Below are 12,989 nucleotides of genomic sequence, written 5' to 3' on the forward strand. Positions count from 1 at the left end.
AGGAATTGGTACAGCGCTTGCTCAGACTCGGTGACTCATTCACTGCTCGCTGAGCAACTGTTGAAAAAAGGAACTGATCATGTCGCGTCCCCTGAAAGTCGTCGCCCTCTCCGGCGGCACCTGGCGTCCGTCCCGCACTTTGGTACTGACCCAGGCCTTGCTCGCCGAATTGGCCGGGCATTTGACCATCGAAAGCCATTTGATCGAACTCGGTGATATCGCTCGCCCGCTCGGCGGCGCGCTGTCGCGTCAGGAGCTCAGTGCCGAGGTTGAAGCCGAGTTGCAGGCCATTGAACAGGCCGATCTGTTGATCGTGGCCGCGCCGGTTTATCGCGGCTCCTACCCGGGCCTGCTCAAGCACTTGTTCGACCTGATCGACCTCAACGCCCTGATCGACACACCGGTGCTGCTTGCCGCAACCGGCGGCAGCGAACGCCATGCGCTGGTGCTCGATCACCAGTTGCGGCCGCTGTTCAGCTTTTTCCAGGCCATGACCTTGCCGATCGGCGTGTACGCCACCGAAGCCGACTTCGCCGATTACCAGATCACCAGCGAACTGTTGAAGGCGCGCATCCGCCTGGCCGCCGAACGCGCCGCGCCGCTGTTCGCCACACAAATCAAACCCTTGCTGAAAATCGCCTGAGGAGCCGTTCATGGATGTTTTCTGGTTCCTGCCGACCCACGGCGATGGCCACTATCTGGGCACCACCCAAGGGGCGCGCCCGGTCACGCTCAATTATCTGAAACAGGTTGCGCAGGCCGCTGACAGTCTTGGCTACCACGGCGTGCTGATTCCCACCGGGCGCTCCTGCGAAGACTCGTGGGTGATCGCCTCGGCACTGGTGCCGCTGACTGAACGCCTGCGTTATCTGGTGGCGATCCGTCCGGGGATCATCTCGCCGACAGTCTCGGCGCGCATGGCTGCGACCCTCGATCGCCTGTCCAACGGGCGCTTGTTGATCAACGTGGTGACCGGCGGCGATCCGGATGAAAACCGTGGCGACGGCAGTTTCCTCAGTCACGCCGAGCGTTATGAAGTCACCGATGAGTTTCTGAAAATCTGGCGGCGTGTGCTGCAAGGCGAGGCGGTGGATTTCGACGGCAAACACCTGAAGGTTCAGAACGCCAAAGCGCTGTATCCGCCGGTACAGAAACCCTATCCGCCGCTGTACTTCGGCGGTTCCTCCGACGCTGCGCATGATCTGGCCGCTGAACAGGTCGACGTCTATCTGACCTGGGGCGAGCCTCCGGCCGCCGTCGCGGAAAAACTCGCCGATGTGCGCGAGCGCGCGGCGCGGCATGGGCGCAAGGTCAAGTTCGGTATCCGCCTGCATGTCATCGTGCGCGAGACCGCCGAAGAAGCCTGGAAAGCCGCGGACAAACTGATCGAACACATCAGCGACGAGACCATTGAAGCGGCGCAGAAGTCCTTCTCGCGTTTCGATTCCGAGGGTCAGCGGCGCATGGCGGCCTTGCACGATGGTCGTCGCGACAACCTCGAGATCGCTCCGAATCTGTGGGCCGGCGTAGGCCTGGTGCGCGGCGGTGCCGGTACGGCGCTGGTTGGCGATCCGCAGCAAGTGGCGGCGCGGATCAAGGAATACGCGGATCTGGGCATCGAGAGTTTCATCTTCTCCGGTTACCCGCATCTGGAAGAGGCTTACCGCTTTGCCGAGCTGGTGTTCCCGCTGTTGCCGGAGCCTTACGCCAGTCTGGCCGGGCGTGGCGTGACGAATCTGACCGGGCCGTTTGGTGAAATGATTGCCAATGATGTGTTGCCCACAAAAGCCTCGGCGTAAACCGGATCTCTTGTGTAGGAGCTGCCGCAGGCTGCGGCAGCTCCTACATGGGCAGTTTGAATTCAGGAGTGTTGGTGTGACCGCCAAACCACAAAGTACTTTGTTATCCCCGCTGCAGACCGCCCGCCAACTGGCCGCCGAATTTGCCCTGACCGCCGTCGAGCGTGATGAACGTGGCGGCACACCGAAAGTCGAGCGCGATGCCCTGCGCGACAGCGGACTGCTGGCCTTGAGTATTCCGACCCGCTACGGCGGCCTCGGCGCGAGCTGGAGCGAAACCCTGCAGGTCGTTCGCGAATTCGCCAAGGTCGACAGCTCGATCGCCCACGTTTTCGGTTTTCATCATTTGATGCTCGCCACCGTGCGCCTGTTTTCCCGGCCAGAACAATGGCAGCCGTGGTTCGAACAGACCGCGCGGCAGAACTGGTTCTGGGGCAACGCATTGAACCCGCTCGACACCCGTACCGTGGTCAAGAACCTCGGTGGCTGGCGCGAGTTTTCCGGGAAGAAAAGCTTCTGTTCCGGCGCCAGCGACTCACAAATGCTGATCGCCTCGGCGGTGGATGAAAGCGCCGGCGGCAAGTTGCTGATCGCGGCGATTCCCAGCGGACGCAGCGGCATCACCCTGCACAACGACTGGAACAACATCGGCCAGCGTCAGACCGACAGCGGCAGCGCCACGTTTGAACGGGTGCGCGTCGAAGAGTCGGAACTGTTGCTCGATCCCGGCCCACTGAGCACGCCGTTCGCCTGCTTGCGACCGTTGATTGCGCAACTGACCTTCACGCATATGTTTCTCGGGATTGCCGAAGGCGCCTTTGAAGAAGCACGGCAATATACCCTCAGCGAAACCCGCCTCTGGCACAAATCCACGGCGCGCGATGTGCGCGAAGATCCCTACGTGCTCGCGCATTACGGCGATTTCTGGGTGGCGCTGGAAGGCACTCGCCTGTTGGTCGAACGCGCGGCGGCGTTGCTTGATGAGGCTTGGGCCAAAGGCGCCAATCTCAGCGCCGAAGAGCGCGGCCATGTCGCCACCGCGATTGCCACCGCCAAAGTCGCCGCCAGCCGCCAGGGCCTGGAAATTTGCAGTCGTTTGTTCGAAGTGACCGGCGCGCGTTCGACCCACGCCTCCCTGCGCCTCGACCGTCACTGGCGCAACCTGCGCACGCAAACTTTGCACGACCCGCTGGATTACAAACTCCACGAATTGGGCGACTGGGCGCTGAATCAGTCGCTACCGGTGCCGACCTTCTATTCCTGACCTGCCTGCATTTGAACTAAAAAGAAGGACGAGCCCATGCAACTGCTGACCCTACCGCCCTCCCCCGCGCTCGCGACGTCGATCCGCGCCACCGCGCAGGTCTTCGAAGACCCGAAGTCCCAGGCCTTGCTCGCGCATTTGCAACAGGTCGCGCCGAGTGAAGCGAGTGTACTGATCATCGGCGAGACCGGTACCGGCAAAGAGCTGGTAGCGCGGCATATTCATAACCTCAGCAACCGTCGTCATCGGCCGTTTATCGCGGTCAATTGCGGGGCGTTTTCCGAATCGCTGGTGGAAGCGGAATTGTTCGGTCATGAAAAAGGCGCGTTCACCGGCGCGCTGAGCGCCAAGGCCGGATGGTTCGAGGAAGCGGATGGCGGCACGTTGTTTCTCGATGAGATCGGCGATCTGCCGATGGCGATTCAGGTCAAGTTGCTGCGGGTGTTGCAGGAACGCGAAGTGGTCCGACTGGGCTCGCGCAAAAGCATTGCCATCGATGTGCGGGTGCTGGCGGCGACCAACGTGCAGCTGGAAAAAGCCATCAACGCCGGCCATTTCCGCGAGGATCTGTATTACCGCCTCAACGTGGTCAATCTGGAACTGAGCCCACTGCGCGAGCGTCCCGGCGATATCCTGCCGCTCACGCGACATTTCATCGAAGCCTACAGTCAGCGCCTCGGTTATGGACGCGTGAGTATCAGCCCCGGCGCCGAGCACAAGCTGCGTGCTTACAGTTGGCCGGGCAATATTCGCGAGCTGGAAAACGTCATCCACCACACTCTGCTGATCTGCCGCAATGGTGTGATCGAGCGCGACGATCTGCGCCTGTCGAACCTGCGCATCGAACGACCCGACGATCATGCCGGCGCCGACGATTCACCGGAGGCATTGCTGGAACAGGCCTTTCAAAAACTGTTTGCGCAACAAGCCGGCGCTTTGCACGAAAAAGTGGAGGACGCCTTGTTGCGCGCGGCGTATCGCTTTTGCCATTACAACCAGGTGCACACCGCCGCATTGCTCGGTCTGAGCCGCAACGTCACCCGTACGCGACTGATCAAGATCGGCGAACTGGCAGTGAACAAGCGGCGACTCACGGAAAATCTGCAAGGCGAGCGTTTGATCCAGCTGTCGATCTAACCGACCAGATGGCAGTGCAGCGCATCGTCGTGACTGCGGGCGATGCTGCTCAGCACCTGGAACGAATTGAAGGTGATGGTTTTCGCCTGATGGGTGTGGATCAGTTGCCAGAAGTCCTGCTCGCCGCTCTCGAAGCTGCGAAAGGCCGCCTCCCCCGCCTCGCGGGTCTGCCATTGGAGAAAACTCAACACGCGCCGGCCGTCATCGCTGGCCTGCACACTGGCGCTGACAAAACCGGCATAACGCGCGGCCAGGCGCTCGGTCTGCATCGATAACGCGGTCACCAGGGCGGGTTGTTGGCGTGGTTCGATTTCAAATTCGATCAATTGGGTAAAACTTCGGTTGTTCATGGAAAACCCCCACTCAACGTAAGACGAGCCTTGCGACTCGAAGGCCTGCAGGGTAAAACCTCTAGTTAAGTCAAGGTCAAGAGCATTTTTGCAATGATCACCAAGGAAACCGTGCACAAGCAGCTCACCGTCGGTGAAGTCGCAGCACGCAGTGGCGTGGCCGTCACCGCCCTGCACTTTTATGAATCCAAAGGTTTGATCAAGAGCCAGCGCAATGCCGGCAATCAACGGCGCTATCCGCGCGAAGTACTGCGCCGCGTGGCGTTGATCAAAGTCGCGCAGCGGCTGGGGATTCCGCTGGCGGAGATTGGCGAGGCGCTGAAAATTCTCCCGGACGATCGCGCACCCAGCGCGGCAGACTGGAAAATCCTCTCGCAGCAATGGCGCCGGGAGCTGGATGAGCGGATCGAGCAATTGACGCTGCTGCGCGACCGCCTCAATGGCTGCATCGGTTGCGGCTGTTTGTCGATGGAGGCCTGCCCGCTGCGCAATCAGGGTGATGTGCTGGGCGAACAGGGACCGGGACCGCACTTTCCCAAGGATTGACTGCTCGTCGGGCAAAAATCTGCACCGCGAGGACAGTTCTATAGTGACTCTTCCACAAATCCGGTGGAGTCCTGTCTCAAAGAACAACAATTCAGGGAGAACGTCATGAGCGTAAAACCCATTCCCGAGGGGTATCACAGCATTACCCCGTATCTCGGCATCCACAAAGCCGCCGAAGCCATCGATTTCTATAAAAAAGCCTTCGGCGCCACCGAAGTCATGCGCCTGGCCATGCCTGACGGCGGCATCGGTCACGCCGAGCTGCGCATTGGCGACAGCGCGATCATGCTCGGCTCGCCGTGCGATCAAGGGCCTTTGAGCAATCCTGATAAAGCCGTATCAGTTGGATTGCATCTGTATGTGACCGATGTCGACAAGTCATTTCAACGAGCACTGGATGCCGGGGCGACCTCGGTGTCCGAGGTCAAGGATCAGTTTTACGGTGATCGCAGCGGGACGCTGAAGGATCCGTATGGGCATCTGTGGTTTCTGGCCTCGCGCAAGGAAGATCTGACTGAAGAGCAGATCAAGCAGCGGGCGATGGAGATGTTTCAGCAGGGTTGAGATTTTGAGTGTCTGGACTGGCCTCTTCGCGAGCAAGCTCGCTCCCACAGGGTTTTGTTGGGTGGCATAGATAATCGTCACACCGGAAATTACTGTGGGAGCGAGCTTGCTCGCGAAGGGGCCGGCACTGGCAACCCGAGCCTCATGAACACACTTCATGAACCGGCCCACCACGCTTTGCCCCTTGCCGCGAACGCCGGACGATTTCAGGATGCATCCAATCAGAACCCTGAAAAAGGATCAGCCCGATGTTTGCCGGATTCCTCAAAGATCAGCGCCATGTCAACGGCGTCGACATCGCCTACCGCCTCGGCGGCAGCGGGCCGGGCCTGCTGCTATTGCACGGGCACCCGCAGACCCACGTCATCTGGCACAAGATTGCCGAACAACTGGCCGAACACTTCACCGTGGTCGCCGCCGACCTGCGCGGTTACGGTGACAGCAGTCGCCCGGTCGCCGATGAGCAGCATGTCAATTACTCGAAACGCGAAATGGCCCGCGACAATGTCGAACTGATGCAGTCGCTGGGCTTCGAGCAGTTTTCGATCCTCGCCCACGACCGTGGCGCACGAGTCGCCCATCGCCTCGCGCTCGACCACCCCGCCGCCGTGCAGCGCATGATGCTGCTTGACATCGCGCCGACCCTGTCGATGTACGCGCAGACCAACGAAGCTTTCGCCCGTGCGTATTGGCACTGGTTCTTCCTGATCCGCCCGGCGCCGCTGCCGGAAACCTTGCTCGAAGCCGATCCCGAAGCGTATTTACGCAGCGTGATGGGCAGCCGCAGCGCCGGACTCAAGCCGTTTACCGATGAAGCCTTCGGCGAATACCTGCGCTGCCTGCGACAACCCGGCAGCGCCCGTGGCATCTGCGAAGACTATCGCGCCAGCGCCGGCATCGATCTTGCGCACGACCGCGCCGACATCGCTGCCGGGCATCACCTGAATCTGCCGTTGCGCGTGCTGTGGGGCGCCGAAGGCACCGTCGGAAGCTGTTTCGATCCACTCGAGGAATGGCAGCAAGTGGCGGCCAACGTCAGCGGTCAGGCATTGCCCGCCGGCCACTACATTGCCGAAGAAGTCCCCGAACTGTTGCTCGCCGAAGCACTGGCCTTTTTGCGCTGAGCCGAGCCGCCAGATCTCGGTGCTATGCTGGCGGCTTCTGCCGCCAGTGTTCGTTTTGACATGTCCCAGAAGAAAGACACCGTGCCCCTGCCCGAAGACCTGCGTGTGCTGCTCACCGTGATCCGCAAGAACGGCTTTGCCGCCGCTGCGGATGAACTGGGCCTGTCACCGGCCTATGTCAGCAAACGCATCCAGATTCTTGAAACCACCCTCGGTACTCGCCTGCTGCACCGCACCAGCCGTCGCGTCTCGCTGACCGAGGACGGTGAACGCGTGCAGCGCTGGGCGTTGCGCATTCTCGATGATTTCCAGCAACTGCACGACGAATTGTCCGACGCCCACGACAGCCCGCGTGGGCGTTTGCACATTTGCAGCAGTTTCGGTTTCGGTCGCAATCACGTGGCGCCGGCGGTGTCGTTGCTGGCCGAACGTTATCCAGAACTGGAGATTCGCCTCGACCTGTTTGACCGGGTGGTGGACATCATCAATGAAGGCTTCGATCTGGAGATCCGCGTCGGCGACGACATTCCCGGTCAGCACATTGGTCGGCGTCTGGTCAGCAACCGGCGCGTGCTGTGTGCCGCCCCGGGTTATCTACAACGCCGCGGTACGCCGCAAACGCTCGACGAGTTGCAACAGCACGATTGCCTGGTGATCAAGGAACGCGACAACGCCTTCGGTATCTGGAATCTGGATCGCGATGGCGGACAAGAAAACGTGCGGGTCAGCGGGCCGTTGTCGTCCAACAACGGCGAGATTGTTTTGCAGTGGGCGCTGGACGGGCGTGGGGTTTTGTTGCGGTCGTTGTGGGATGTGAAGCCACTGCTGGAACAAGGACGCTTGGTGCAGGTGCTGGAGGATTACAGCCAGAGCGCCAATGTCTGGGCGGTGTACCCGACGCGGCTGGCGCATTCCGGCAAGTTGCGCGCGTGTGTGGAGTTTTTGCAGGCGCATTTCAAAGGGCTTTCCGTTTAGCTGAAACAACCGATATCAAATGTGGGAGCGAGCCTGCTCGCGAAGGCGTCCAGTCAGTCAACATTGATCTCGACTGAATGACCGCTTTCGCGAGCAGGCTCGCTCCCACAAGGAATCAATGGTGGGTCAAGAGAGCCACGGGTTGTTGGCCAGGTGTTGGCGTTCGAAGGTTTTGATCTGCTCGCGCCGTTGCAAGGTACTGCCGATAGCGTCCAGACCGAGGAGCAACGCCGTCTTGCGCAGGGTGTCGATCTGAAAGTCGATTACGCTGCCATCCGCCAAACCAATCTGCTGCGCCTCGAGATCGATACTGATCCGCGCCGTTTCAGGCTCACCGACAAGCCGTCCGATGCGCTGCACCTGCGCCTCTTCCAGCGTGATCAACAACACCCCGTTACGCTGGCAGTTGTCGTAGAAGATCCCGGCGAAACTGCTGCCGATCAATGCGCGAATACCCATTTGCTGCAAGCCCCAGACCGCGTGTTCGCGGCTGGAACCGCAGCCAAAATTCGGCCCGACCAGCAGAAAACTTGCGCCCTGCCACGCTGGTTGGTTCAAAACGAAATCGGGGTTGGGGCTGCCATCGCGCAGAAACCTCAAATCGAAAAACAAGCCGCGATCGAGTCCCTGGCGATCAATGCCTTTGAGGAACTGCTTGGGCATGATCACGTCAGTGTCGACATTGGCCGCCAATAACGGCGCGGCCTGACCGCTGACTTGAGTGAAGGGTTGCAGGCTCATGGGCGTTCTCCAAAGTGGCGGATATCGGTGAGTCGACCACTGATGGCCGCAGCGGCGACCATTGCCGGGCTCATCAGATGAGTGCGGGCGCCGGCGCCCTGGCGGCCTTCGAAGTTGCGGTTGGTGCTGGATGCGCAACGGTCACCGGGCGCGAGCACGTCGTCGTTCATCGCCAGGCACATCGAGCAGCCGGACTGCCGCCATTCGAAACCGGCGTCGATAAAGATCTGCGCCAGCCCTTCGGCCTCGGCCTGCGCACGAACTTCGCTGGAACCGGGAACAATCATCGCGCGCACATGCCCGGCCACCTGCTGACCGCGCACGACGCTGGCGGCATCGCGCAGGTCTTCGATCCGCGCGTTGGTGCACGAGCCGATAAAGGCGTGGCTGATGACGATATCGCTGAGCGCCATGCCCGCTTCGAGCCCCATGTAGTTGAGGGCACGACGCATGTCCTGACGCAGGATCGGATCGCTGACCGCTTGCGGATCCGGCACCCGTGCCCCAATTGCGGCGGCCTGATCGGGGCTGGTGCCCCACGTGACCATCGGCTCCAGCACGCTGGCATCGAGGTGAATCTCGCGGTCAAACACCGCGCCCGGATCACTGCGCAATTCGCGCCACTTCTCCACTCCGCGCTCCCACGACTCACCTTGCGGCGACCGTGGCTTGCCCTTCAGATAAGCGAAGACCTTTTCATCCGGCGCCATGAATGCGCCCCGCGCGCCGGCCTCGACCGCCATGTTGCAGATGGTCATGCGCGCTTCAACGCTCAAGGCATCGATGGTCGAGCCGCAGAATTCAATGGCGTAACCGCTGGCCCCGGAAGCGCCGATGCGGCCGATCAGGGCCATGATCACGTCTTTGGAGGTCAGGCCCGGCGCCAGGTCGCCGTCGACAGTCACACGCAGGCTTTTCAGACGTTTGTAGACCAGAGTCTGTGAGGCCAGCAGATGCTCGATCTCGGACGTGCCGATACCGAAGCCGAAGGCGCCAAGCGCGCCATAGGTGGTGGTGTGGCTATCGCCAGCGGCGATCACCATGCCGGGCAGAATGAAACCCTGCTCGGGGGCGATCACATGTTCGATGCCCTGACGCTTGTCGAGAATGTCCAGTAACTCGATGCCAAAGTCCCGACAGTTCTGCGCCAGATACGACACTTGCCGCGCGCCACCCGCATCAGGCATTGCCGCGATGCGCACAGGCGTGGTCGGGTTGACGTGATCGACCACCGCCAGCGCCGTGCCCGGCCGCCAAACGTCGCGCCCGGCCGCGCGCAAACCGCTGAAGGCCTGCGGGCTGGTGTATTCGTTGATCACCTGGCGATCGATGTACAACAGGACATGGCCCTGGTCGTCGAGCCGGCACACGGTGTGCGAATCGATGTGTTTGTCGTAGAGGGTTCTGGCGGTCATCAAGGCGCTCACTCAGGCAATCAGGGTGATTTCCATCATAGGCAGCGCGCAGCGGCCATCAATTGCCTGACAGTGATGGCGTGGATCATGAATCGTGTTTGATCCCATGCAAGCAGCAAAACCCTGTGGGAGCGAGCTTGCTCGCGAAAGCGGTGTGTCAGTCACATTAGTTGCAACTGGCCGTCCGCCTTCGCGAGCAAGCTCGCTCCCACAAGGGGATTTGTGGTGATCGGGGAATTGGGAAACATTTGCTTTCATATCACCTTTCGGGATTTTCCTCACTCATCCGTCCTATAGAGATGCAGGCCGTTCGCGTAGGCAAAAGCCACGTCCGGCCTTTCGGGGACTCCCGTGCTGCGAAGCCCGTAGCCACGCGCCCTTTCACCGCTATCAAGACGCGCAATCATGTCGAAGAAATCCCGCTCCAAACTGTGGTTCCTCGTTCATAGCTGGCTGGCGTTACCGATCTGGTTTTTTGTCCTGATCGTCTGTGTCACCGGCACCCTGGCGGTGGTCAGTCAGGAAATCGTCTGGCTGGCCAACCCGCAGATGCGCGCCAGTCAGCCAGCGGACGATGCGCCGCGACTCGGTTATGAGGAAATCATAACGGCCATCAAAACCGCAGAACCGCTGGCACTGGTGCAACGCATCAGCCGCCCGGACGAATCCCATTTCGCTCTTGATGTCACGCTCAGCTATCCGGACGGGCGTTCGTTGGTGACCTACGTCAACCCGTATACGGGTGTTATTCAGGGTACGGCACCGCCATTCGATTTCCAGGCATTCACCCGCGCGCTGCATGGCTGGTGGCTGGTGCCTTTCACCAATGGTTATAGCTGGGGCTGGTATCTGGTATCGGCCCTGAGCTTTCCGCTGCTGGCATCGCTGATTACCGGGCTGGTGGTCTATAAACGGTTCTGGAAAGGCTTTTTCAGCCCCACGCTGCGTTTTCGTCACGGTGCGCGGATTTTCTGGGGTGACTTTCATCGCCTGAGCGGTATCTGGTCGATCTGGTTCATCGCGGTGATCTCCATCACCAGCACCTGGTTTCTGATTGAAGCGGTGCTGTCCGATAACCACATTTCCATTTCCAGCGAAGCGATCATTCCAGCCATGGCCCGTGACAGCGTGCCATTGACTGCCGATGGTCTGCCACCCGCCCGGATCAACCTGGATCGCGCCATCGAAATCGCCCAGCAAAAAATCCCCGGGCTGGAAGCCAGTGACATCAACATGCCGTTCAATGCCTACAGCCACCTCGATATCCGCGGTCGCGGCTGGTACCCCCTGATGTTCCAGAGTGCAACACTCAATCCTTACAGCGGCGATATGGCGTCCTCTCGAGTGCTGTCCGACCGCTCCTCGCTGGAATTTGTCACCGAATCCATGCGCCCGCTGCACACCGGTGATTTTGGTGGACTGTGGATCAAGCTGATCTGGTTCTTCTTCGGATTGATCCTGAGCATGATGGTGCTCAGTGGCTTGTTGATCTGGACCAAACGCACTGCCCTGGCCACCGCCAACGCGCTCAAGCGCGAGAACAAGAAACAACGCGCCAATGCGCAACCACTCATCAACCGTGAACCGTCGGAGGTCAACCTGTGAGCAAGATCACCACCGCCGTTCAACCTTCACGACTGAGCGTGTTCTGGCATAAATGGCGCTTTCACATCAACGTTCTGTTGCTGCTGATCCCGCTGGGGTTCATGCCCAAATACTTCTCCGACGCGGCGCTGTTTCGCGGTGACGCCGGCCTGGGCGAGCGCGAAATCGGTGAAATACAGGTCGGGCCGTGGAGCCTGCGCCTGGCCGAGCTGCGCAATGAAGCGCCACGCTCCGACGGTCCCGCCGGTTACCTGAAAGCCTTCAGCGCCGCGCTGTGCACCGCCTGCGTCGAACCGGTCAAGGCAACTTACCTGCGTATCGGCAAACCGCGCAGCCTGCGCGCCGCCGGGGTGATTTTCTTCGGCACGCCTTACCGCATGGGCACGCAACTGCCGGTCCCGGTAAAAACCCCGGCCGACGCCGAACTGTGGATCACCATGGAAGGCTGGGACGGCAGCATGCATCAAGCCTCTATCCCCCTGAGTCAGGCATCGCCCGCCACGATTGCCTGGCTGAACAAACAAGGAGCCAAACCATGAGCTGCTCTTATCGCCTTTTGCGCCGGCACCTGAGTGCTGCGCTGCTGGTGCTGAGCGCCGGCTTCAGCGCCAGCGCCCTCGCCCACAACCCGATGTGCGAATGCAAAGCCATCGATGCCGAACAGATCAAATGCACCGGTGGCTTTTCCGACGGCAGCGGTGCGCCGGGGGTGACCCTCGATGTGATCGGCTACGACGAAACCATACTGGTGCCCGGCAAGCTTGGCAGCGACTCGACCCTGACGTTCAAGAAACCTGGCGCCGAGTTCTATGTGCTGTTCGACGCAGGCCCAGGCCACGTTGTCGAAATCGACCAAGCGGACATCGAATCCCCATGAGTACGCCAACCACACAAATCGTGCGCCCGGCCGGTGCCGGTCATGAAACCCTTAATGTGCTGCTGTTGTGCCTGTTGATTCTGGCAGTCGCTGGCTCAGTCGTCGCGTGGCGCGGGGTTTCCCATGAGCCGGAGCCCGTGGCGACAAATCAACTCGACGCGCGCCGCGACCTCAGCGCTTCCGAGCAAGGCATCTACGCCGACCTGCGAGTGACCCTCGACGAAATCCGCTTGCTGCGCGAAGAACAGCAAGCCCTGCCGACACCGCAGAATCTGGCCGATGAAGGCTTCTCGCCGTTTGCCCAGGATGCGAGTTCGGTCAGCCGTGGCGGTCATGCCTGGCTGTTGCTGGCGGACACCGCCTATTTCGGCCATAGCCAAAACCCGGCCATCGCCGGTTCGTTCGTCATGCTGCTGAACAGCGATGACAAGGCTGCGCCAGACATCTGGCTCAACCGCGATGCCAGCCTGCAAGTGCCGACCGAATTGACCGAAGCCGCCCTGTCCGCCGCTGGCTGGAAACAGATCGTCGCGCAATACGATGCCGGGGTTACCCGCGAACATCGCCATTGATTCCTCGCCCTCATCCGAGA

General features: G+C 60.7%; 15 protein-coding genes. 12 read left to right on the top strand and 3 right to left on the bottom strand.

The window, feature by feature from the left end; genetic code table 11:
* Positions 1–79: 79 nt before the first annotated feature.
* From msuE to PspS49_RS20390, 4 genes are all read left to right on the top strand, one after another.
* Positions 80–643, top strand: coding sequence for an FMN reductase (gene msuE, locus PspS49_RS20375; protein ID WP_016985421.1), 564 nt, complete (start codon positions 80–82; stop codon positions 641–643).
* 10 nt (positions 644–653) lie between these two features.
* Positions 654–1,799 (top strand): FMNH2-dependent alkanesulfonate monooxygenase, encoded by a 1,146-nt coding sequence (gene ssuD, locus PspS49_RS20380; protein WP_007949711.1) that lies wholly within the window; start codon positions 654–656, stop codon positions 1,797–1,799.
* 76 nt (positions 1,800–1,875) lie between these two features.
* Positions 1,876–3,063: an acyl-CoA dehydrogenase family protein gene (locus PspS49_RS20385; protein WP_160041243.1), complete on the top strand. Its 1,188-nt coding sequence runs from the start codon at positions 1,876–1,878 to the stop codon at positions 3,061–3,063.
* Between the two features lie 36 nt (positions 3,064–3,099).
* Positions 3,100–4,200, top strand: a complete 1,101-nt coding sequence (locus tag PspS49_RS20390; protein ID WP_160041245.1) for a sigma-54 dependent transcriptional regulator — start codon at positions 3,100–3,102, stop codon at positions 4,198–4,200.
* Here PspS49_RS20390 and PspS49_RS20395 read toward each other — a convergent pair.
* Positions 4,197–4,550 (bottom strand): antibiotic biosynthesis monooxygenase, encoded by a 354-nt coding sequence (locus tag PspS49_RS20395; protein ID WP_160041247.1) that lies wholly within the window; start codon positions 4,548–4,550, stop codon positions 4,197–4,199. The two genes, PspS49_RS20390 and PspS49_RS20395, sit on opposite strands and share 4 nt — an antisense overlap.
* A 93-nt stretch (positions 4,551–4,643) precedes the next feature.
* Between PspS49_RS20395 and soxR the strand changes: the two genes are divergently transcribed.
* From soxR to PspS49_RS20415, 4 genes are all read left to right on the top strand, one after another.
* On the top strand, positions 4,644–5,096 hold the full coding sequence (gene soxR / locus PspS49_RS20400) for a redox-sensitive transcriptional activator SoxR (RefSeq protein WP_150775672.1): 453 nt from the start codon (positions 4,644–4,646) through the stop codon (positions 5,094–5,096).
* A 105-nt stretch (positions 5,097–5,201) separates the two neighbouring features.
* On the top strand, positions 5,202–5,660 hold the full coding sequence (locus PspS49_RS20405; RefSeq protein WP_127929182.1) for a VOC family protein: 459 nt from the start codon (positions 5,202–5,204) through the stop codon (positions 5,658–5,660).
* A gap of 248 nt (positions 5,661–5,908) precedes the next feature.
* Positions 5,909–6,784 carry an alpha/beta fold hydrolase gene (locus PspS49_RS20410; protein WP_160041249.1) on the top strand — a complete coding sequence of 292 codons (876 nt, stop codon included), beginning with the start codon at positions 5,909–5,911 and terminating at the stop codon, positions 6,782–6,784.
* Between the two features lie 24 nt (positions 6,785–6,808).
* Positions 6,809–7,759, top strand: a complete 951-nt coding sequence (locus tag PspS49_RS20415; RefSeq protein WP_160041251.1) for a LysR substrate-binding domain-containing protein — start codon at positions 6,809–6,811, stop codon at positions 7,757–7,759.
* Between the two features lie 126 nt (positions 7,760–7,885).
* On the opposite strand, the gene leuD is transcribed toward PspS49_RS20415, so the two are convergent.
* Both leuD and leuC read right to left on the bottom strand, forming a co-directional pair.
* On the bottom strand, positions 7,886–8,500 hold the full coding sequence (leuD, locus tag PspS49_RS20420; RefSeq protein WP_160041253.1) for a 3-isopropylmalate dehydratase small subunit: 615 nt from the start codon (positions 8,498–8,500) through the stop codon (positions 7,886–7,888).
* Entirely contained in the window at positions 8,497–9,915 is a 1,419-nt protein-coding gene (gene leuC / locus PspS49_RS20425; protein ID WP_160041255.1) for a 3-isopropylmalate dehydratase large subunit, read from the bottom strand. The genes leuD and leuC overlap by 4 nt, the downstream gene beginning before the upstream one ends.
* Before the next feature lie 405 nt (positions 9,916–10,320).
* Between leuC and PspS49_RS20430 the strand changes: the two genes are divergently transcribed.
* The 4 genes from PspS49_RS20430 to PspS49_RS20445 are packed head-to-tail and all read left to right on the top strand — an operon-like array spanning position 10,321 to position 12,969.
* On the top strand, positions 10,321–11,520 hold the full coding sequence (locus tag PspS49_RS20430) for a PepSY domain-containing protein (RefSeq protein ID WP_160041257.1): 1,200 nt from the start codon (positions 10,321–10,323) through the stop codon (positions 11,518–11,520).
* On the top strand, positions 11,517–12,059 hold the full coding sequence (locus PspS49_RS20435; RefSeq protein ID WP_127929189.1) for a thiamine pyrophosphate-binding protein: 543 nt from the start codon (positions 11,517–11,519) through the stop codon (positions 12,057–12,059). Before PspS49_RS20430 ends, PspS49_RS20435 begins: the two co-directional genes overlap by 4 nt.
* Positions 12,056–12,397 carry a hypothetical protein gene (locus PspS49_RS20440; protein ID WP_160041259.1) on the top strand — a complete coding sequence of 114 codons (342 nt, stop codon included), beginning with the start codon at positions 12,056–12,058 and terminating at the stop codon, positions 12,395–12,397. Before PspS49_RS20435 ends, PspS49_RS20440 begins: the two co-directional genes overlap by 4 nt.
* The gene (locus PspS49_RS20445; RefSeq protein ID WP_160041261.1) at positions 12,394–12,969 is read left to right on the top strand and encodes a DUF6162 family protein; all 576 of its coding nucleotides are present in this window, start codon (positions 12,394–12,396) and stop codon (positions 12,967–12,969) included. Before PspS49_RS20440 ends, PspS49_RS20445 begins: the two co-directional genes overlap by 4 nt.
* The last annotated feature ends 20 nt before the right edge of the window (positions 12,970–12,989 follow it).

Source organism: Pseudomonas sp. S49, from assembly GCF_009866785.1.
In the GTDB taxonomy this organism is placed as follows: domain Bacteria; phylum Pseudomonadota; class Gammaproteobacteria; order Pseudomonadales; family Pseudomonadaceae; genus Aquipseudomonas.

Excerpts from the sequence above, each read along its gene's own strand:
- PspS49_RS20430 (WP_160041257.1), top strand. The coding sequence starts at position 10,321 with ATGTCGAAGAAATCCCGCTCCAAACTGTGGTTCCTCGTTCATAGCTGG.
- PspS49_RS20410 (WP_160041249.1), top strand. The coding sequence starts at position 5,909 with ATGTTTGCCGGATTCCTCAAAGATCAGCGCCATGTCAACGGCGTCGAC.
- PspS49_RS20445 (WP_160041261.1), top strand. The coding sequence starts at position 12,394 with ATGAGTACGCCAACCACACAAATCGTGCGCCCGGCCGGTGCCGGTCAT.
- soxR (WP_150775672.1), top strand. The coding sequence starts at position 4,644 with ATGATCACCAAGGAAACCGTGCACAAGCAGCTCACCGTCGGTGAAGTC.
- PspS49_RS20440 (WP_160041259.1), top strand. The coding sequence starts at position 12,056 with ATGAGCTGCTCTTATCGCCTTTTGCGCCGGCACCTGAGTGCTGCGCTG.
- PspS49_RS20390 (WP_160041245.1), top strand. The coding sequence starts at position 3,100 with ATGCAACTGCTGACCCTACCGCCCTCCCCCGCGCTCGCGACGTCGATC.
- msuE (WP_016985421.1), top strand. The coding sequence starts at position 80 with ATGTCGCGTCCCCTGAAAGTCGTCGCCCTCTCCGGCGGCACCTGGCGT.
- PspS49_RS20395 (WP_160041247.1), bottom strand. The coding sequence starts at position 4,550 with ATGAACAACCGAAGTTTTACCCAATTGATCGAATTTGAAATCGAACCA.
- PspS49_RS20405 (WP_127929182.1), top strand. The coding sequence starts at position 5,202 with ATGAGCGTAAAACCCATTCCCGAGGGGTATCACAGCATTACCCCGTAT.
- PspS49_RS20415 (WP_160041251.1), top strand. The coding sequence starts at position 6,809 with ATGCTGGCGGCTTCTGCCGCCAGTGTTCGTTTTGACATGTCCCAGAAG.
- leuC (WP_160041255.1), bottom strand. The coding sequence starts at position 9,915 with ATGACCGCCAGAACCCTCTACGACAAACACATCGATTCGCACACCGTG.
- ssuD (WP_007949711.1), top strand. The coding sequence starts at position 654 with ATGGATGTTTTCTGGTTCCTGCCGACCCACGGCGATGGCCACTATCTG.
- leuD (WP_160041253.1), bottom strand. The coding sequence starts at position 8,500 with ATGAGCCTGCAACCCTTCACTCAAGTCAGCGGTCAGGCCGCGCCGTTA.